This is a genomic window from Bacillus sp. MYb56, from assembly GCF_002976445.1.
Lineage (GTDB): Bacteria > Bacillota > Bacilli > Bacillales > Bacillaceae_G > Bacillus_A > Bacillus_A mycoides.
In genome coordinates, this window is sequence record NZ_PCOH01000019.1 from 97,161 (window position 1) to 118,389 (window position 21,229).

At 36.8% G+C, this 21,229-nt stretch carries 19 protein-coding genes; 2 read left to right on the plus strand and 17 right to left on the minus strand.

The window, feature by feature from the left end:
* Positions 1-36: 36 nt before the first annotated feature.
* The 15 genes from rpe to CQ058_RS20895 all read right to left on the minus strand — a co-directional run bounded on the left by rpe (position 37) and on the right by CQ058_RS20895 (position 17,128).
* Positions 37-681 (minus strand): ribulose-phosphate 3-epimerase, encoded by a 645-nt coding sequence (gene rpe / locus CQ058_RS20825; protein WP_002014505.1) that lies wholly within the window; start codon positions 679-681, stop codon positions 37-39.
* A 2-nt stretch (positions 682-683) separates the two neighbouring features.
* Positions 684-1,565, minus strand: coding sequence for a ribosome small subunit-dependent GTPase A (rsgA, locus tag CQ058_RS20830; RefSeq protein WP_002014503.1), 882 nt, complete (start codon positions 1,563-1,565; stop codon positions 684-686).
* A 270-nt stretch (positions 1,566-1,835) separates the two neighbouring features.
* Complete coding sequence (gene pknB / locus CQ058_RS20835) at positions 1,836-3,809, minus strand: Stk1 family PASTA domain-containing Ser/Thr kinase (RefSeq protein ID WP_002014502.1); 1,974 nt, start codon at positions 3,807-3,809, stop codon at positions 1,836-1,838.
* Positions 3,810-3,817: 8 nt separating this feature from the next.
* Positions 3,818-4,570 carry a Stp1/IreP family PP2C-type Ser/Thr phosphatase gene (locus CQ058_RS20840; RefSeq protein WP_002014501.1) on the minus strand — a complete coding sequence of 251 codons (753 nt, stop codon included), beginning with the start codon at positions 4,568-4,570 and terminating at the stop codon, positions 3,818-3,820.
* A gap of 4 nt (positions 4,571-4,574) precedes the next feature.
* A complete protein-coding gene (gene rlmN / locus CQ058_RS20845) occupies positions 4,575-5,663 on the minus strand; it encodes a dual-specificity RNA methyltransferase RlmN (RefSeq protein ID WP_002014500.1) in 1,089 nt (362 codons plus the stop codon).
* A gap of 4 nt (positions 5,664-5,667) precedes the next feature.
* Positions 5,668-7,002 (minus strand): 16S rRNA (cytosine(967)-C(5))-methyltransferase RsmB, encoded by a 1,335-nt coding sequence (gene rsmB, locus CQ058_RS20850; RefSeq protein WP_002128834.1) that lies wholly within the window; start codon positions 7,000-7,002, stop codon positions 5,668-5,670.
* A complete protein-coding gene (gene fmt, locus CQ058_RS20855) occupies positions 6,999-7,943 on the minus strand; it encodes a methionyl-tRNA formyltransferase (protein ID WP_002014498.1) in 945 nt (314 codons plus the stop codon). Before fmt ends, rsmB begins: the two co-directional genes overlap by 4 nt.
* A gap of 22 nt (positions 7,944-7,965) precedes the next feature.
* The gene (def, locus tag CQ058_RS20860; protein ID WP_002014496.1) at positions 7,966-8,436 is read right to left on the minus strand and encodes a peptide deformylase; all 471 of its coding nucleotides are present in this window, start codon (positions 8,434-8,436) and stop codon (positions 7,966-7,968) included.
* Between the two features lie 11 nt (positions 8,437-8,447).
* The gene (gene priA / locus CQ058_RS20865; protein ID WP_002128835.1) at positions 8,448-10,853 is read right to left on the minus strand and encodes a primosomal protein N'; all 2,406 of its coding nucleotides are present in this window, start codon (positions 10,851-10,853) and stop codon (positions 8,448-8,450) included.
* Positions 10,850-12,055 carry a bifunctional phosphopantothenoylcysteine decarboxylase/phosphopantothenate--cysteine ligase CoaBC gene (coaBC, locus tag CQ058_RS20870; protein ID WP_002014494.1) on the minus strand — a complete coding sequence of 402 codons (1,206 nt, stop codon included), beginning with the start codon at positions 12,053-12,055 and terminating at the stop codon, positions 10,850-10,852. The genes priA and coaBC overlap by 4 nt, the downstream gene beginning before the upstream one ends.
* A 197-nt stretch (positions 12,056-12,252) precedes the next feature.
* Entirely contained in the window at positions 12,253-12,465 is a 213-nt protein-coding gene (gene rpoZ, locus CQ058_RS20875) for a DNA-directed RNA polymerase subunit omega (protein ID WP_002014493.1), read from the minus strand.
* 2 nt (positions 12,466-12,467) lie between these two features.
* A complete protein-coding gene (gmk, locus tag CQ058_RS20880; protein WP_002014492.1) occupies positions 12,468-13,085 on the minus strand; it encodes a guanylate kinase in 618 nt (205 codons plus the stop codon).
* Positions 13,086-13,098: 13 nt separating this feature from the next.
* On the minus strand, positions 13,099-13,362 hold the full coding sequence (gene remA, locus CQ058_RS20885; protein ID WP_001251456.1) for an extracellular matrix/biofilm regulator RemA: 264 nt from the start codon (positions 13,360-13,362) through the stop codon (positions 13,099-13,101).
* Positions 13,363-13,429: 67 nt separating this feature from the next.
* Positions 13,430-14,305 (minus strand): YicC/YloC family endoribonuclease, encoded by an 876-nt coding sequence (locus CQ058_RS20890; RefSeq protein ID WP_002088227.1) that lies wholly within the window; start codon positions 14,303-14,305, stop codon positions 13,430-13,432.
* 99 nt (positions 14,306-14,404) lie between these two features.
* Positions 14,405-17,128: a calcium-translocating P-type ATPase, SERCA-type gene (locus CQ058_RS20895; RefSeq protein ID WP_002190511.1), complete on the minus strand. Its 2,724-nt coding sequence runs from the start codon at positions 17,126-17,128 to the stop codon at positions 14,405-14,407.
* Positions 17,129-17,233: 105 nt separating this feature from the next.
* On the opposite strand from CQ058_RS20895, the gene CQ058_RS20900 reads away from it, so the two are divergent.
* On the plus strand, positions 17,234-18,943 hold the full coding sequence (locus CQ058_RS20900; protein WP_002190512.1) for an Rqc2 family fibronectin-binding protein: 1,710 nt from the start codon (positions 17,234-17,236) through the stop codon (positions 18,941-18,943).
* A 370-nt stretch (positions 18,944-19,313) separates the two neighbouring features.
* Positions 19,314-20,384 (plus strand): M24 family metallopeptidase, encoded by a 1,071-nt coding sequence (locus tag CQ058_RS20905; RefSeq protein WP_002128840.1) that lies wholly within the window; start codon positions 19,314-19,316, stop codon positions 20,382-20,384.
* A 42-nt stretch (positions 20,385-20,426) separates the two neighbouring features.
* Here CQ058_RS20905 and CQ058_RS20910 read toward each other — a convergent pair whose 3' ends face one another.
* The gene (locus tag CQ058_RS20910; RefSeq protein ID WP_105589954.1) at positions 20,427-20,768 is read right to left on the minus strand and encodes a YoqO family protein; all 342 of its coding nucleotides are present in this window, start codon (positions 20,766-20,768) and stop codon (positions 20,427-20,429) included.
* Between the two features lie 152 nt (positions 20,769-20,920).
* Positions 20,921-21,229, minus strand: a 309-nt coding sequence (locus CQ058_RS20915; RefSeq protein ID WP_142396380.1) for a zinc ribbon domain-containing protein, incomplete at its 5' end; no start/stop codon positions are given.

The window sequence follows — 21,229 nt, forward strand, 5'->3', positions numbered from 1 at the left end:
CTAGAAGCTTCACTAGGATAAAGGTTCGTTCATTCTTTATCCGCGAATTACACGAATTGCTTCACCACGGTCTTTTTGATTGTATACTGCTGATCCCGCTACAAGAACATTCGCTCCTGCTTCAATACAAAGTCTTGCCGTTTCAGCGTTGACACCACCATCAACTTCAATTTCCACTTCTAGATTTCGCTCTTTAACCATTTCTGCAACTTGTTTGATTTTCGGTAATACAGAATGAATAAACTTCTGCCCGCCAAATCCAGGATTTACTGTCATAAGTAATACCATGTCTATATCTTCTAATACATGCTCAATCGTTGAAACTGGAGTATGCGGATTTAATACAACCCCTGCTTTAATGTCATGAGATTTAATTAACTGAATTGTACGATGTAAATGAGGACACGCTTCTACATGAACAGTAATAATATCCGCTCCCGCTTTTGCGAAAGTTGGGATATAGTTATCAGGATTTTCAATCATTAAATGTACATCTAACGGTAATGATGTAATCGGACGGATTGCTTCTACAATTAATGGTCCAATCGTAATATTTGGTACGAAATGCCCATCCATTACATCGACGTGAATGTAGTCAGCTCCGCCTTTTTCTACATCTTTAATCTCTTCCCCTAATCTTGAAAAATCTGCTGATAAAATCGATGGTGCAATTTTAATCATGACTAATACCTCGGCTTTCTCTCTCTAATTTCTTCTACGAATTGTTTGTAATTCTTATAACGATATTCGGTAATCTTTCCTTCTTCAACCGCAGCTTTCACCGCACATTTCGGTTCAGCAAGGTGTGTACACCCTCTAAATTTACAGTATTGGCTCGCTTCTTTCAACTCTGGAAAACAATATGTAAGATCTTCTACCTCTATATCTATGAAATCAAGCGAACTAAAACCAGGTGTATCCGCAACAAGTCCGCTTCCAACTGTAATTAATTCTACGTGTCTTGTCGTATGCTTTCCACGTCCTAAATGTGAAGAAATATCATTAGTTTTCAACTCTAAATCTGGACGTAATACGTTTAGCATTGAAGATTTCCCAACACCAGATTGGCCTGCAACGACGGAAATACAACCTTCTAAGAATGGTTTCAGAATATCAATACTTTCCGATGTATTTATAGAAGTAAACAACACATCATAACCCATTTCACGATAATCATTTGCATAAGATTCAACAGTTTCTCTCATTTTTTCATCTACTAAATCCATCTTACTAATACAAATAATTGGTTTAATGTTATGATATTCAATTAATACTAAAAATCGATCTAACAGTCCTGGATTAAAATCTGGTTCTACCGCAGAGAAAACAAGAATAGCTTGATCAACATTAGCAATAGGAGGTCTAACAAGTTCATTTTTCCGATCAAATACTTCTAACACATAACCTTCATTCGGATTATCCGCTTGAAAAACAACTTGGTCTCCTACAAGTGGCGTAATTTTATTCTTTCTAAATACACCACGCCCACGACATTGTGTAATCCCTTCCTCATTCTGCACATAATAAAACCCACTTAGAGCTTTTACAATTTTTCCTTCTGGCATATAATTCTCCTTTATTTTGTATAAAATGAAACTGCAATTAAATATGAATAGACTAGCGTTCTTTAAACAATTAGTTCAAAGCCCACCAAATATATATCCAGGTTCATATATTTAATCTACCATCAAATTTGAAATATTATTTACAACAGTATCACTTTTACAGCTTTTTGAATCATATATTTTTGCCTGTTATACAGTCCACGATGTAGACAGCATAACAGGCAAGAGTAATAAATTCCATTTTCTATATAAGGACGATGGAATTCACTATTATTGAGCTGGATATGGTACTTCCTTGTCCATAATCGTTACTCCATCTCGGACAATTTTATAGTGTCCCTTTGCACCTTCTTGAATTACAAATTCTAAAGAAATAATCGCTGACTCAGTAATTGTTCTCGTTTCAACTGGTTTATCCATTTTTTGCTGCATATCTTCTTTATAAATTTCTATTGTTTGCGGCTTTTTCTCACCTGTTGCAGAAGCTTCATATGGGATAGAAATGTTATCCACTTTTACCGTTTTCGTCACTTTAGGCTTCGGACCATCGGAGATAACAATCGATACTTTATCTCCTTCTTTTAAAGGTGTCCCAGGCTTTGGTAACTGTGAAATAACAAGACCTTTATCAACCGTATCTGAATACTCTCTTTTTATATCAGAAACAAGCTTTCTTTCATTTAAATAACCTTTTACACTATTTTCAGTCCATCCTGAAAAATCACCTGGTCTTATTTGATAAGGTCCTTTACTTACCCAAATTTTCAGTTCTTGTTCTGTCTCTATAACCATTTGATCAGGCGTTGGTATTTGCTCTACAATTTCACCTTTCGGCTTATCATTTTCAATATAATTTATTGTAACTTGTTTATATTCTTCTTCTAACTCAGCTCTTATACTCTCGAAATCTTTTCCTGTCAAATCACGCATCTTACTTTTCTTTTTCCCACCTGATTGATAGATAGTAATTTTAGAGTTTTCTTTCACTACTCTTCCTGCTATAGGATCTGTTTTTATCACTTTTCCGGCTTCAACATCATCTGTATATACAAGATTAGGTTCAGTAACTTCAAAACCTTTTTCAACTAATGTATTTACAGCTGTCGTATATTTCATACCAGCCACATCAGGAACCTTCACATCTTTCGGAATAAAGAAGCCTGGAATAACAGTAAGTGCTAATGTTATCCCTATCGCTAAAAGTAAAAATGTTGTAATTAAAACTTTCAGCCATTTATTATTTCGCTTTTTCTTCTTACCTGATTTGGTCTCTTCTTTTCTTACTTGTTCATCCACTTTACTTCCTTTTAATACAATCGTTTCATCACTTACATTTTGAAATAGTTGTTCTTGTTGAATAATTGGAATCGCTTTCGTTGCTTCCATATCTTCTGGTATGTAAAATGGTTGTTCATTTATTCGTTCTGGGTATAGTGCTGTTTCAATATCTCGTTTCATCGCGTTAGCAGATTGATATCGATGGAACGGATCTTTCGCAGTTGCCTTTAATATAATATTTTCAACACTTTGTGGAATATTGTCATTCCATCTTTTTGGAGATGGCATTTCATTTTGTAAATGTTTTAACGCAATTGCAACAGCAGATTCACCAGAAAACGGTTGTCTTCCTGTTAACAATTCAAACATAACAATCCCAAGTGAATAAATATCTGATTGTTTATTCGCTATACCGCCGCGCGCTTGTTCTGGTGATAAATAATGCACCGAACCGAGCACCGAATTTGTATGTGTAATTGTTGCTGCACTTGTAGCTGTCGCAATTCCAAAGTCTGTTACTTTGACCACTCCGTCATCTCGAATCAAAATATTGTGCGGTTTAATATCACGATGTACAATCTCAAAATGATGGGCGTGTGCCATAGCGGACGTTAACTGCTCCATTATATCAAGAGCCTCTCCTATCGGTAACATCCCTCGATCAATTATGTATTGCTTCAATGTTCGTCCAGGTACATATTCCATTACAAGATAATATATATCATCCTCTTCCCCAACATCATACATATTCACAATATTTGGATGCGACAACGTTGTAACAGATTGCGCTTCTCGATGGAAACGTTTAATAAACTCTTCGTTATTTGAATAGTCGAGTCTTAATATTTTTACCGCTACATCTCGGCCGAGTATATCATCATGAGCTAAATATACATTGGCCATTCCTCCACCGCCAATCATTTTCAGCAGCTTATAACGGTCATTTAAGCGTTTTCCAATCAGCACGTTGCACTTCACCTACTTTCGTTTGTCGAATCCGTATAATCAATAATAACGAGGGTAATATTATCTTCTCCACCACGATCATTTGCTAATTGAATGAGATGCTCTCCCTTCGCCTCGAGCTGTTCATTCAATTGTAAAATTTGTTGCATATCAGCAATAGAAACTTTGTTAGACAATCCATCTGAGCAAAGAAGTAATTGATCATCTTCTTCAAGCACCAATGTTTTAACATCTAATCCAACTGTTTCTTCATTTCCTAATGCTCTTAACAAAACATTCTTTTTCGGGTGATATTCTGCATCTTCCTTTGAAATTTCGCCATGTCTTACAAGTTCATTTACAAGCGAATGATCTTCCGTTACAAGCGTCATTTTCCCCTCTGATACCATATAACACCGACTATCTCCTATATGACCTATCGTCACAAAATTCGATGTACAAATGGCTATTATAAGTGTTGTTCCCATGCCATTACATTCTGCATGCTGCTTAGAGTAAGCATATATGCGCTCATTAATAATTCCAACGTTAGTATGTAACCACTTTTCTACCTTTTTAGGCTCATTCATATTATGCGTTTGCTTCCAATAATCATGGAATAATTGAATAGCCATCGAGCTAGCTACATCGCCAGCTCGATGACCTCCCATTCCATCTGCTACTACCGCTAAAATATTTCCATCTAAATTGCGAAAAACTCCTGCACTATCTTCATTATGTTGACGAACTTTTCCTTTATCCGATAGAAACACGGCTTTCATCTAGTCACCTCGTCTCTTCTTTGCGCTCCTTTGCACGCAACTGACCGCAGGCTGCATCAATATCATGACCTTGTTCACGGCGAATGGTTACATTCACTCCACGATCTTTTAGCGTCTTTTCAAATAAGAAAATTTGCTCTCGTGGCGTACGTACATAATCACGTTCTGGCACGTAGTTTACCGGAATTAAGTTTACATGACATTTTACACCTTTTAAGAGCGCAGCAAGTTCTTCAGCGTGCTCAACTTGGTCATTTTCTCCTCCAAATAAGCCATATTCAAATGTAATACGACGCCCTGTTCTATTTACATAGTATTTAACAGCTTCCATTAAATCAGGTAGCTTATAAGCACGGTTGATCGGCATTAATTTTGAACGTATCTCTGTATTTGCAGCATGCAATGAAATCGCAAAATTAATTTGCATATCTTCTTCAGCGAACTTATAAATTTTTGGAACAATTCCACTTGTTGAAACTGTCATATGTCTTGCACCAATATGAATTCCTTTTTCATGATTTACAATGCGTAAGAATGACATTAAGTTATCATAATTATCAAATGGTTCTCCAATTCCCATAACAACAAGAGAACTTACACGTTCTTCTGTTTCATCAAGCGCACGCTGAACTTCTACTACTTGCGCTACAATTTCTCCAGCCTCTAAGTTTCGTTTTAACCCACCAAGTGTAGAAGCACAGAACGTACAGCCAATGCGGCAACCCACCTGTGTTGTTACACAAATGGAATTTCCATATTCATGTCGCATTAGTACAGTTTCAATAGAGTATCCATCGTATAACTGGAATAGGAATTTAATCGTTCCATCCGAAGACGTTTGTTTTACTAAAGTGTTTAAAGTAGTAATATCAAAGGAATTCGACAATTTATCGCGCAATCCTTTAGCAAGGTTTGACATATCCTCATAATTTTTTACACGTTTTTTATATAGCCAATCAAAAATTTGTCCTGCACGGAACTTAGGTTCTCCTTGTTCCTTTAACCAATCTTGCATTTCATGAAGTTGTAAAGAATAAATTGATGGTTTCTTTGTTTCTAGATTTTTCTTTTGTTTTTTTACAGTCGTTTCCATGATGCTACACCTTCTTTCTTAAACAAGCAATATAAAAGCCATCTGTTGCAAAATAATGCGGTAAAATTCGTACTTGACCTTCATCAATATACGGATTTAACTTTTCTGGCATGCGATCTTTTATCGTAGTATCCCATTCAAATTCAGGATGCTCTTGTAAAAATTGCTTTATTACTTGTTCATTTTCTATTTTTTCAATTGTGCACGTACTATAAACAAGGCGACCACCTTGTTTTAACAATGGTGCTATTTTTTCTAGTATCGCAAGTTGAATCGTTGATAACCTTTCACTATCGCCCTTATCTTTACCTAACTTAATATCAGGTTTACGTCTAATAACACCAAATCCAGAACATGGTGCATCTACTAATATTTTGTCAAAAGATTCATTTGCAAAATGCTCTTGAACTTTTCTAGCATCTAAAGCCATCGTTTCTACATTTTCTAAACCAAGTCTCTTCGCCTGTTGTTCAATTAAACGTACTTTATGTGCGTGTAAATCAAGCGACATTACCTTACCAGTTCCGTCCAAACGCTCTGCAATATGAGTTGTTTTTCCGCCAGGAGCAGCACAACTATCTAGAACTGTATCTCCTTTATTCGGTTCTAAAGCACGTGCTACAAGCATTGAGCTTTCATCTTGAATAGAAAGGAAACCTTTTTTGAACGCTTCTGTATGTGCGACATTTCCTCTTTCAATTTGAATTGCATCCTCTGACAATTCACCACGTTTTGCTTCTATACCCTCATCAGCTAATAACGCAACCGCTTCTTCTACCGTTACTTTATCAACATTTACACGTGCTGTTGGTACAGGTGGCAACATATTTACTTCACACATTTTCTCTGCTGTCTCTAAACCATATTCGGATGCCCATTCTTGTACAAGCCACATTGGATGACTCGTTGCAATCGCAAGACGTTCTACTGGATTTTCGATTTCTTCTAACGAAGGTACACCTTCTCGCTGAATTGAACGCAATACTCCGTTCACCATGCCTGAAATCCCTTTATGCCCACGACGCTTTGCAATCTCAACTGCTTCATGAATAGCGGCTCTTTCTGGAACTCGGTCTAAATATAGCATTTGATATAGAGATAGGCGAAGCAACACTCTTACCCACGCTTCAACCTTTTTTCTTAAAAATGGTTGTAAATAATAATCTAGTGTGTCACGACGTTGAATTGTTCCATATACCATTTCAGTTAATAAACCAATATCTTTTCTGTCAATTGTATTTTTTTCAATCAAATTATTTAAAAGTAAGTTGCTATATGCACCACTTTTTTCTACTTGAATTAAGCCATCCAGAGCTAACTCACGAACATTTTGTCTCATGCATTTTCTCCTAACTTCGTACCAATTTCAGGTTTTGTTCCACGTAAAAATTGTGAACAACTCATACGCTTTTTACCAGATGGTTGCAATTCAGTGATTTTAACGCCTGTCTCGTTCCCTGTTGCAACAACAAATCCATCTTCTTCAAGAGCTACTATTGTACCTGGTTCAGCTTTCTCTGTAATAGAGACCTTCTCTCCCCACCATACTTTAATAACTTGTCCTGCCAAAGTCGTATAAGCAACTGGCCATGGATTCAATCCGCGAATGTGATTGTATACTTCTTCACCTGTTTTTGTCCAATCAATTATCTCTTGCTCACGTTTTATATTATATGCAAACGTCACTTCAGCTTCACTTTGTTTAATTGGTTCTAGTTTACCCTGAATTAGTAAAGGAACCGTTTTAGATAACAGGTGTGCTCCTGCTTCGCTTAACTTATCAAATAATGAACCTGTTGTTTCACGCTCTTCAATTTCTACTTCTACTTGCGTTAATATATCGCCCGCATCTAATTTTTCTACCATATACATAATTGTAATACCTGTTTTCTCTTTACCTTCCATGATCGCATAATGAATTGGTGCACCACCGCGAAGTTCTGGAAGTAATGATGCGTGGACATTAATACATCCATACTTTGGCGCTTCTAAAATTTCATTCGGTACGATTTGTCCAAATGCTGCTGTTACAATTAAGTCTGGCTCTAGTGCTAATACTTTTTCATATTCGTCTTTTTCACGAATTTTTAACGGCTGTACTACTGGAATACCATGTTTCTCCGCTTCTACTTTAACAGGAGTAGGTGTTAAAACCTTTTTTCTACCAACTGGACGATCAGGTTGCGTTACAACACCAACTACGTCATATCCGTCCTCGATAAGACGACGAAGCACCGGCACAGAAAAGTCCGGTGTCCCCATAAATACTACTTTCATCATTCAAAAACCGCTCCTTTTAAACCTATTCTAATTCGCCTGCTTCATAATACCTTTTCACTTTAGATGTAAATAAAACACCGTGTAAATGATCGATTTCATGCTGAATTGCACGCGCTAAGAAGTCATCCGCTTCTAATAAAAATATTTTACCGCGACGATTTTGTGCACGTACTTTAATGTAATCTGCACGCTCCACTTCACCATAAAGTCCCGGAAAGCTTAAGCAGCCTTCGGGACCTACTTGTTCACCACGTTTTTCTAAAATAACAGGATTAATTAATTCAATTTTACCCGTATCATCACCTATATCAACAACAGCAACTTGTAAGCTTACACCCACTTGTGGCGCAGCTAAACCAACTCCGTCTGCAATTAACATTGTTTCATGCATATCTTTTAACAATTTCACTAACTTTTTATCAAAGTTAATTACTCTTTCGCATGGTGTTTCTAACACTTCATTTGGATGCTTTACAATTTCTAAAACTGCCATATTTCCCTCCGCTACATTAACATTGTTGGATTAAAATCAATTGAGATTTGTAGCTCTTTTTGCATTTCTGCTTGATAATGTTCATTTACCATTTTGAGCACGTTCTTTAAGTTTGGTTCCCGTTTGTATTTTATCATGCATTGGTAACGATATCTATCTTTTATCCTTGGAATTGCTGAAGCAACCGGCCCTAACACCATCGTTTGCCTTGAACAATGCGTTCGTAAATGACCGACAATTTTTTCCGTCACTTGGACTGCCTTTAATAACTCCGGATGAGATACAGTTACAAGTACAACGTAGTAATATGGCGGATATTGTCTCATTTGCCTCATTTGCATTTCGTGCTCATAAAATACATCATATTGTTGATTCTTTGCTAATTCTACACTGTAATGTTCCGGCGTATACGTTTGAATTACAACTTCACCTGGCAATTCATGTCTTCCTGCACGTCCACTCACTTGTGTCAATAGCTGATACGTCTTTTCACTCGCCCGAAAATCAGGTAGATGAAGCATCGTATCCGCCGTTAAAACGCCAACAAGCGTCACCTTCGGAAAATCAAGCCCTTTTGCAATCATTTGTGTTCCAAGTAATATATCTGCTTTCTCTTCACCAAACGCCTTTAATAATTTTTCATGCATTCCTTTACGGCTTGTTGTATCCACATCCATTCGAATGACCCGCGCCTCAGGGAATAGTTTTGTGATTTCTTCTTCAACCTTTTGCGTCCCTGTACCAAAGAAACGAATATACGTACTATTACAAGCAGGACACTCCGTTGGCATATTTTCCTCATGACTACAATAATGACACTTTAAACGATGGTTCATTTTGTGATATGTCAACGAAATATCACAATGCGGACATTGTACGACATACCCACAATCACGACACATCACAAACGTAGAATGACCCCTTCTATTTAAAAAGAGAACCATTTGTTCTTTTTTTTCTAATCGATCTGCTATTTTTTCATGCAGTGCCTTTGAAAACATTGAGCGATTTCCATCACGAAGCTCTTCACGCATATCAACAATTTCTACAGTCGGCAAAGCTTGTTTGTTCATACGTTTTTCCATTGTAAGCAACCCATAGACACCTTTTTTCGCTCTAGCAAACGATTCAAGTGTCGGCGTTGCACTTCCGAGAACGATTGGACACTTATGGTATTGTCCTCTCCACACTGCTACATCTCTTGCATGATACTTTGGGTTATCCTCTTGCTTATAACTTGATTCATGCTCTTCATCAATAATAATGATTCCTAAATTTTCGAATGGAGCAAAAATAGCTGAACGCGCACCAACTACAACTTTCACTTCTTTTCTTAATATCTTTCGCCATTCATCATATTTCTCGCCAACAGAAAGCGCACTGTGAAGAACTGCAACTTGCGAACCGAACCTACCTTTAAAGCGATCTACCATCTGGGGCGTTAGCGCAATTTCAGGAACAAGCACAATTGCTTCTTTTCCTTTCTCGAGCACCGCTGCTATAGATTGTAAATACACTTCAGTCTTACCACTTCCTGTAACACCATATAGTAAAAATGGATTGTAAGTTTCATTTGTAATTGATGACAAAATCGGTGTAATTACTTGTTTTTGTTCCTCAGTAAGCGGAAATGGTTTCGTTTGTTCAAAATCATCATCGTCATACGGACTCCGGTATACCTCTACATACTTTTCTGAGATTAGACCCTTTTTAACAAGTGCTTTTATTGGAGCATCTGTTATTTGTAATTCTTCTGTTAAATTTTTTAACGGTACACTTTTGTAGTTTTCTACAAAATAATAGAGTACATCTTGTTGTTTTTTACTTTTCAGTTCAAATGCTGCTAATTCCAATTTATCTGCCGGCAACTCCGGTTGAACTACTCTTTGTTTCTTCTTCTGCACTTTATCCTTTACTTGATAAACCACTTCAGTCGTACCATTTTTAATTTCTTGTTGAATAGTGCGATATAGGTGCGGCTGTGCTTCGATAACTTCCCAATCTATCGTTTCCTTCCCTTGAAATAAAGAAAGAATTTCTGGTGCTACTTCTTCTCGGTTACGAAGTTGCAGACGCTTTTTATATGTTGCTTTAATCGCCGTCGGAAGCATCACCTGAAAAGCTGAAATCATATAACATAACGTTTCACTTGTAAGCCAATACCCAAGTTTTAATAATTCATCATTTAAAACCGGAGTGACATCTAATATTTCATACAACGCTTTTAACTTTTTACTTTCTAGTTCAACCGAATCCTTTATGCCAATAATAAAACCTTGCAATTTCCTCGGACCGAATGGGACTACTACACGCATTCCTGTTTGCACGATATCTTCCCATTTTTTAGGGATAATATAATCAAACGGTCGATCTGTTTGACGTGCAGGTACATCAACAATTACACTTGCAAACTTCATACATAATCATCTTCTAACATCATTTCTATTTGCTTTAATATTTCACGAGCCACTTCTTTCTTCGTTAAAAGTGGCAGCTCAATGATTTCTCCATCTTTTCTATACATTGTCACAATATTTGTATCCGTACCAAACCCAGCTCCTTGCGCTTTCACGTCATTCGCAACAATCATATTTGCATTTTTCTCACGTAATTTTCTCGTTGCGTATTCCTCTATGTTTGTCGTTTCAGCTGCGAAACCGATAAGTAACTGTCGGTCCTTCTTCTCACCTAACGTTTTTAAAATATCCACTGTTCTTTCTAATTCAATTACAGCATCGCCATTTTTCTTTTTCATTTTATTATCATGAACATATTTCGGACGGTAATCTGCAACGGCTGCTGTTTTGATGACAACATCCACACTCTGATAATGCTGAAGGACTGCCTCTAACATATCTTGTGCAGATTCCACTTGTATTGTTGTGACATGTAATGGTGACTCTAATGCTGTCGGTCCTGACACAAGTATGACATCAGCACCTAAGCCTGCTGCAACTTCTGCGATCGCATACCCCATCTTTCCAGAAGAAAAATTCGTCATAAAACGAACCGGATCAATCTTTTCACGTGTCGGTCCAGCTGTTATTAATATTCGTTTTCCTTGCAATGGTTGTTGTTCCGAGAAAGCCTCTTCTAATCGTCCAATAATCGCTTCAGGTTCTTCCAGTCTTCCTTTTGCTACATAACCACATGCTAAAAAACCTTCCCCAGGCTCAATAAATGTATATCCTAATGTTTTTAACGTCATCATGTTTTTTTGAACAATTTTATTTTCATACATATGCACATTCATAGCAGGTGCAATCCACACTGGAGCTGTAGTAGCTAACAAAGTAGTTGTAATCATATCATCAGCAATACCGCCAGCTAACTTTCCAATGCAATTAGCTGTAGCAGGTGCAACAAGTACAACATCTGCCCAATCCGCTAAATCAATATGAGCAATAACAGCGGAGTCTCTCTCATCAAACGTATCCGTATATACATCATGGCGAGAAAGTGCTTGAAATGTAAGAGGCGTAACAAACTTCATTGCCGACTCACTCATCATTACTTTTACAAGAGCGCCAGCTTGTGTCAATTTACTTGTTAACGCAGCCGCTTTAAAAACTGCAATGCCTCCTGTTACACATAGAAGTATCTTTTTCCCTTTTAGCATATGACTCGTCCTCTTTCTTTTTCAAACTTATTCTACTGAAATAGAATTTCCAGCTCGTCAGTACCAGTATTTCGTTCCGTCTTTTTCGATTCCTTTTCATCCCTATCGTAAAAAAATAACAACCTACTTGTAAATAGGTTGTTACCGTTACATAGAAAATTATAAAGTCTATGTTTTAATTTGTCGAAAAGAATGTCTTAATCAATTATTGTGTCATCGCTTGGTACATATTTTAATACTTCTAAATCGATTTCTTCTAATGCTTTACCTACACATTTATAAGAAACAGGCTTTTCAATAACACAATTGTCAGCAATTTGCATTTCACGTGCACGCTTTGCAGCTACTGTTACAAGTGTATATTTAGAATCGATTTTTGTTAATAATGAGTCAATTGATGGATTTAACATAATTATAGACCCTCCGTCATTTCTTTATAGTATTTTGCCACTCTTTCGCGGCGGCAATGTTCACCAACCACAATTGCTTTAATTCGGTCGCAAGCTAATTCAACTTGATCGTTTTCTACAACATAGTCATAAGCGTCCATCATTTCGATTTCTTCTTTCGCTACAGTTAAACGATTTTCAATAACATCTTCAGTTTCTGTACCACGGCCGACAATTCGGTTCTTTAGTTCAGATAAACTTGGAGGTGCTAAGAAAATAAATACACCTGCTGGGAAGGCTTTCTTAACTTGAATTGCTCCTTGCACTTCAATTTCTAAGAACACATCTTTTCCTTCTTGTAACGTTTTTTCAACATAATCAATCGGTGTTCCGTAATAATTACCAACGAACTCAGCCCATTCAAGTAACTTTTCATTACGAATCATTTCTTCAAATTCTTCTCTCTCTTTAAAGAAATAATCCACACCATCTACTTCACCTTCACGCGGTTTACGTGTCGTTACTGAAATAGAGTACTGAAAACGTGTGTCTTCATGGCTAAACAGCTCTTTTCGAACCGTTCCTTTCCCGACACCAGAAGGTCCCGAAAGAACGATGAGCAATCCTCTTCTACTTCTCATAAATATGTAAAACCTACCCTTCCTCACTTAAATCTTCTTTATTATTCAAACGATGTGCAATCGTCTCTGGCTGAATTGGACTTAATACTACATGCCCATCATCCATAACAATAACCGCCCTTGTTTTTCTCCCATACGTAGCATCAAGCAAAGCATTATGTTCACGCGCTTCCTGTACTGTCCGTTTAATAGGAGCTGACTCCGGACTTACAATAGCAATAATTCGATGAGCAGATACAATATTTCCGTATCCAATATTTAAAAACCGCATGGCCATAGTTTGCGCCTCCTAGTAAGTCTATCCGATTTCTCCACCACGTATAACTTTATATATTTTTTGAAAGCTACTCAATATTTTGTACTTGTTCACGAATTTTTTCAAGGTTATTTTTCATTTCTACGACATATTTTGAAATTGTTAAGTCATTTGCCTTAGAACCTATCGTATTAACTTCCCTATGCATCTCTTGCACGATGAAGTCCATTTTCCTTCCAACAGGCTCTGTAATTTGCAGTGCTTCACGAAATTGATCTAAATGACTTTGTAATCGAACTAATTCTTCGTGAATATCTGAACGCTCTGCAAATATTGCTACTTCTGTCAGCAATCGTTGTTCATCTAAATCTTGGTTATGTAATTCTTTTAAGCGATTTTCTAATCGTTCACGATATTTTTGTGTAACAATTGGTGCATGTGGAATAATTGCATTTACACAATTATGAATCTCTTGCAAACGATATGCTATATCTTTATGTAATCGTTCTCCTTCGCCATCTCTCATCGTTTTCAACATATGAGCAGCTTGACGAACAGCTTCATATAAACCGGTTTCAAATTGTTCATTTACATTTTCTATTTCTTCAACTGCCGTTACTTCTGGCATTCCCATTAGTTGCCCGAGTGTAATAGAATCTTGTAATTGAAATTTCCCTTTTATATCTTCCATAATGGATTGGTACTGCTTGAGAAGTTCCCAATTCACAGTTAGTTTTCTTTCAACAAGCCCTTCGCCTGTTATACTAATAGACACTTCAATACGTCCACGGCGAACTTGCTTTGCAATTATTTTACGAATCTTGTCTTCAAACGCCATCATTTGCTTCGGAAGCCGAATACTCATTTCTAAAAAACGATGGTTCACCGACTTCATTTCTACTGTTATTTGAAAAGTATCGTTTTCTACCTTCGATCTTCCAAATCCTGTCATACTACAAATCATCTTTATCACATCCAAGCCATGAAATAACTCAATGAAAAAGGCAATAGAGATGCGACTCTACTACCTTCTGTAAATTATATCATATTTTCATATCATTGACTATTTCAAGTTTAATCCCTTCTTATATAACAGCTGCTTTTTCTTTTTCCCCTTTTTTCTTGTTAATAAGGATCCTACTAATAAGAAGGTCGGAATAGATGATAATCCTCCAATTAACAACCAATCTCGTGCTTGTATCGGCATTGTGCTAAAAATCGGCTGTAATGGTGGATAATATATAACTACAAGCATTAACAGTAAAGAAATAATAACCGCCCCTACTAAATATATATTTCCAAACGGGTTGCGGTGAAATATAGAATGTTCACTACGACAATCAAATACATGAATAAGCTGAGCCAGTACTAATGTTGCGAAGGCTACCGTTTGTGCATACTTCAATTCATTCGGATGCTGGTTAAATGCAATAATAAACGCTACTAATGTCACTGCTCCGATTAAAAAACCACGACTTATAATTTTCCACGCAAGCCCTCTAGCGAACACCCCTTCTTTCGGATGGCGTGGTGTTCTCTTCATCACATCTCCTTCAGCCTTATCCAAACCTAATGCCATCGCTGGTAAACCGTCAGTAACTAAGTTCACCCATAAAATTTGAATTGGAACCATCGGCAATGGCAGTGCAAGTAACATCGCAAATAACATAACTAAAATTTCACCAACGTTAGATGCTAACAAATACCGAATAAACTTCCGAATATTTTCATATATGTTTCTACCTTCTTTAATCGCCGATTTAATCGTAGCAAAGTTATCATCTAACAACACAAGTGAAGAAGCTTCTTTTGCAACATCTGTCCCTGTAATTCCCATCGCAATCCCTATATCAGCTGTTTTAATAGCTGGAGCATCGTTCACTCCATCACCTGTCATAGCTACTATATGTCCCTTATTTTGCAGCGCCTTAACGATTTTCAATTTATGCTCAGGAGACACACGAGCGAATACATACGTATCTTCTACAATATCTTCTAATGCCTCTACATCCATATTCGTAAGTTCTACACCTTCAACAACGCGTCCACCCGCCGGTAAAACCCCTAGCTGTTCCGCAATTGCCATTGCCGTCACTTTATGATCTCCCGTAATCATTACCGTTCTAATACCAGCTTCCTTACACTCTTTCACCGCTTGCGCCACTTCTAGTCTTGGCGGATCTATCATTCCTTGTATTCCAACAAGCATAAAATCCTGCTCGACTTCTCTTTCATGTTCAATTGAATCTGTAGCTTTTAACGGTTTAAATGCCACCGCAATCGTTCGTAAAGCTTGACTTCCTAAACTATGAATCGCTGCCTGCACTTCTTTTCGATACATTTCACTTAAAGGCTGCTGCTTATTTCCCCACAAAATTGTTTGACTCATCTGCAAAAGAACATCTGGTGCTCCTTTTGTAATAACAAATTTTTTACCTTCACGATCACGAACGATAACGCTCATCATTTTTCTAGTTGAATCAAAAGGAAATTCACGAATGACTTCAAACTTTCCTTTAAGAGCTTCACGTGATATTCCCGCCTTCATTGCAGCAGCAACGAGAGCTCCCTCTGTTGGATCTCCATCTAACACATACGTCTTTTTCTTTTGAATAACATTCGCATTATTACATAAACAGCCAAATGTAAGTAGTTGATACAGTGATTTCGTCTTAGTAGGGTCAATTACTTCTTCACCTTTCATAAACGAACCTGTTGGCTCATAGCCTTGACCTGTTACTTTCCACAATTCTCCGCCTGACCACATATGTGTTACCATCATTTTATTTTGTGTCATTGTTCCTGTTTTATCTGAGCAAATAACAGAAGCACAGCCTAACGTTTCTACAGCTGGCAACTTTCGCACAATTGCCCTCTTTTTAATCATACGCTGTACACCAAGTGATAGCGCAACCGTAACGATAGCTGGCAATCCTTCTGGAATAGCTGCAACAGCAAGCGAAACCCCAGCCAAAAACATGTGATACACTTCATTCCCTTGATATACACCAGCTAGTACAACAAGAGCCGTCAAAATAAGAGCAACAATAATTAAAATTTTTCCAAGCTGTTCTAATCTTCTTTGTAATGGCGTTTCCATTTGCTCAGCATTTTGCAACATATTTGCAATTTGCCCCATAGCTGTATTCATTCCAGTTGCTACGACTACCCCTGTTCCAGCACCTCTCGTTATCATCGTCCCCATAAATGCCATGTTTTTTTGATCACCAATTGAAACATCTTGACCTTGTAACGCATCTACCCTCTTTTGTACAGGCAATGACTCTCCTGTAAGAGCCGATTCTTCAATATATAAACTTGAAGATTCCACAAGGCGAACATCCGCGCCAATACGGTCACCACTAGAAAATTTAATAATATCACCCAGTACAAGCGCTTTTGACGGCGCTTTTATCCACTTCCCATTTCTTAGTACAGTAACTTGAGGAGCTGCCAATTCTTTTAAAGCTTCCAACGATTTTTCAGCTTTCCTCTCTTGGAAGAAACCGAGGACACCATTAATAATAACAATTGCAACAATTGCAATCGAATCAATATACTCTCCTAAAAAAGCTGAAATAATTGTAGCACCAAATAAAACAAGTACCATAAAATCTTTAAATTGCGCTAAAAACACCATAAGCGCAGAAGGCCGCTTTGCTTCTTGCAATTCATTTGTACCAAATTTCTTTAATCGGCCCTCTGCTTCTTGCTCTGTAAGACCTACCTCCACATTCGTATTCGTTCTTTCCTCCACTTCATGTGCTCGCATTTCATACCAGTTCATCCTGCCATCGACCTCCTGATTCCAGACATACTCTAATGAAAGCTTATTCAGCCTCGTCCAAAAAAATGCTATAATTAACTTTTAGTTAGAAAGGAGTGTTCATTCATGGCATTCGATGGATTATTTACAAGAGCAATTACACATGAAATTGCAAATTCTCTTCAAACAGGAAGAATTTCAAAAATATATCAACCCTCAAAATATGAAGTTTTATTACATATTCGAGCAAACGGAAAAAACCAAAAGCTAATTCTTTCATCTCACCCTACATATGCGCGTATGCACTTAACAAATCAAAACTACAATTCACCAGCGCTACCGCCGATGTTTTGTATGCTTCTTCGCAAACATTTAGAAGGTGGATTTATTGAAAAAATTGAACAAATTGACTTAGAACGTATTATTCAAATTACAGTCCGCAGTCGCAATGAAATCGGTGACGAATCAGTAAAAACATTAGTAATCGAAATAATGGGACGACACAGTAATATTATCTTAGTAGATACGAAAACAAATGTTATTTTAGATAGCTTAAAACACGTTTCTTTAGCGGTAAACCGACATCGTACTGTATATGCTGGAGCTGAATATGTTGCCCCACCGGCACAACATAAAGTTAATCCGCTTCTTATCGAAACAGAAGATGATTTTATTAAACCGCTAGACTTTTTATCTGGCAACATGGACAAACAACTTGTCGGAGCATTCATGGGGATTTCCCCATTATTTGCAAAAGAAGTTGTAAAAAAAGCAGGTATGGCAAATGAAAAAGCATTATCTGAAGCTTTCTTCAGCTTGCAAAAACCTTTGCTAACACATCAGTACGTGCCAGCAATGATAACAGCAAATGGAAAAGAGTTCTTTTACCTATTCCCTCTTTCTCACTTACAAGGAAACGAAAAAACATTTTCATCTGTTAGTGAATTATTAGATCGTTTCTTCTTTGGTAAAGCAGAGCGCGATCGTGTAAAACAACAAGCTCACGATTTAGAACGCTTTATGCAAAATGAAAAAACAAAAAACGAAAAGAAGCTAATTAAACTAGAAAAAACATTACAAGATGCCGGAAAAGCAGATAAATATCAACTATTTGGAGAGCTACTTACAGCCAATATGTACGCTTTGAAAAAAGGTGATAAAGAGATAGAAGTCGTTAACTATTACGACGAAAATGGTGGGACTGTAAAAATCACATTAAATCCTTTAAAAACACCCTCTGAAAATGCACAACGCTATTTCCAAAAGTACCAAAAAGCGAAAAATTCAGTGGCTATTGTAGAAGAACAAATCGTAAAAACAAATGAAGAAATTCTTTATTTCGATGGCTTACTTCAACAAATGGAGGTTGCTTCTTCAAAAGATATTGAAGAGATTCGTGAAGAACTGACCGAAGAAGGTTATGTACGTAATCGTAAGAAGAAAAACACAAAGAAAAAACCGACAAAACCAGTATTGGACAAATATTTAGCTAGTGATGGCACAGAAATTTTCGTCGGTAAAAACAATAAGCAAAATGATTATTTAACAATGAAATTCTCCCGTCGTGATGAAATTTGGTTACATACGAAAGACATACCTGGGTCCCACGTTGTCATTCGTTCTCTTGAACCTACGGAAGAGACTTTACAAGAGGCCGCTAAAATCGCTGCTTATTACAGTAAAGCAAAAGATTCTAGTTCTGTTCCTGTAGATTTCACAAAGGTACGCCATGTCAAAAAACCGAGCGGTGCAAAACTTGGATTTGTTACATATGACAATCAGCAAACTGTATATGTAACACCGGATGCTGATACTGTAATGAAATTAAAAGCATAAATATTAAAAAATGCGTTGCTTGCAAGCGACGCATTTTTTATATGGTTTCAATTCAGTTCATATATCCATTCACTCATTCATAACATCTTTCTTCCCTTCAATATTGTCAAAAAAATTGACAGTGTCATTTCACATCTGTATAAATTTTTTTACAGTATGTATATAAAGTGCACCTCCAATCAATATTTTTTCATCCCCCCACTGATTATTGAAGTAATCTTGATTTTATGAACAAACCGCCTCTCACAAATAGCGGGCTAATTTTTCATCTCCCCTAAAACATATGTAGTTCCTACTATCTTTTTTCCTCAAATATATATTTTGGCACGCTATTTGCTTTATTCAATACTGTGAAAAGGGGGAAATTAACATGACTTTAAGAATTAATAAAATCCAAAATCAACTACAAAAATATGAAATTGACGGATTACTTATTACAAAAAAAGAAAATCGCCAATATGCAACAGGCTTTACAGGCAGCGCTGGCGTCGTCTTAATCTCTGCGGATAAAGCGGTTTTTATAACTGATTTTCGCTACGTAGATCAAGCGAAATCACAAATAAAAGACGCTGAAATTGTTATGCATAAAGGAAATTTAGAGAAAGAAGTTGCAAATCAAGTATCGAAATTAAACATTCAAAAACTTGGAATTGAAGAAAATAACATGACATTACAACAATATAAAAACTTACAAAAATACGTACATGCGGAAATGGTTCAAGTGTGCGAAATCATCGAAAATATTCGTATTATTAAAGACATGCCTGAAATAGAAACAATGAAAATCGCAGCTAATATTGCTGACGAAGCATTTCACCACATCCTTACGTTTCTAAAACCAGGAATAAGTGAAAATGATGTACGAGATGAGTTAGAATTTTTCATGCGAAAAAAAGGGGCTACATCCTCTTCATTTCAAATCATTGTAGCTTCTGGTGTTCGTTCTTCACTTCCTCATGGAGTTGCATCAAATAAAATAATCGAACGAGGCGACGTCGTTACATTAGATTTCGGTGCACTTTACGATGGATATTGTTCCGATATAACACGTACTGTAGCAATTGGGGAACCATCAGAAGAATTCAAAAAGATATACAATGTTGTACGAGAAGCGTTAAAACGTGGGACGGAAGCAATTAAACCTGGGGAAACTGCGAAAAGTATCGATGATATAACGAGAGATTACATTACAGAACATGGATACGGTCAATATTTTGGACACTCTACCGGTCATGGTCTTGGGTTAGAAATACATGAACCTCTTCGCCTATCCCAAGAAAGTAAGGCTACTTTAGAAGAAGGTATGGTTGTTACCGTTGAACCTGGTATTTACATACCGAACTGGGGCGGTTGTAGAATTGAAGATGATATCGTCATTACAAAAGACGGATATGAAGTTATTACAAAATCAAATCGGGAACTAATTGTTATCCCTTGTTAAAATCATAGAAAAAAATGCCACCGAATAAGGTGGCATTTTCTTTTATTCATTAGCGAATAGCTTTTCGTTTACTTTTTTAGCGATTACCGCTACCGACATTAATATACATATTAAATATAGCAATTTCGCAATAAATAACCACCCTTGAAACATTACAATTCCATCTATTATCTCATTTCCTTTCAATAACAAAAACGGAATTGTGCTAATTATAATGACAAACTCGATGCTGAAAACAATTTTCTTTTTTCGGCTATATGCTTTCCATTCCTTCCAGCGATACATAGGTGCAAAAATCAATACTCCTATACATAATATAAATGGCACCCATTCACTTTTAAGAAATTGCCCTGAAATAACTGATAATAGTAAACAAACGAGCACACCATAATACCGATACGATAAACTTAACTAAATCTATGCAATTCAATCAAATTTACACAAGTTAGTGCTTCATCGTGTTCTCGCAACCCCAAAGGGACGAGGGGTATAACACTCCACACGAGGCAGTATCGTTACCTCCTATTATCAAGCTTTTATTTTACCCATCTTGATAAATTTATCGAAGCATTTAAATCTCTATCATGATGGCTATTGCACCCAACACAACGCCACTCACGTATTTTTAAACTCCACTGTCCTTCTGGTTGAACTGAATGGTCGTATTTTACTCCGCAACATGAGCAAATCTTGCTTGAGGCGAACCATTTATCAGCTTTTACATACTCAATGCCATACTTCTCGCACTTGTATGACAAACATTGAAAGAAGAAGTTTAATTTTTGAAATAAAAATGCTTTCGATAGTTTTTTGTTTTTTAACAGGTTTGAGATAGGTAAGTCTTC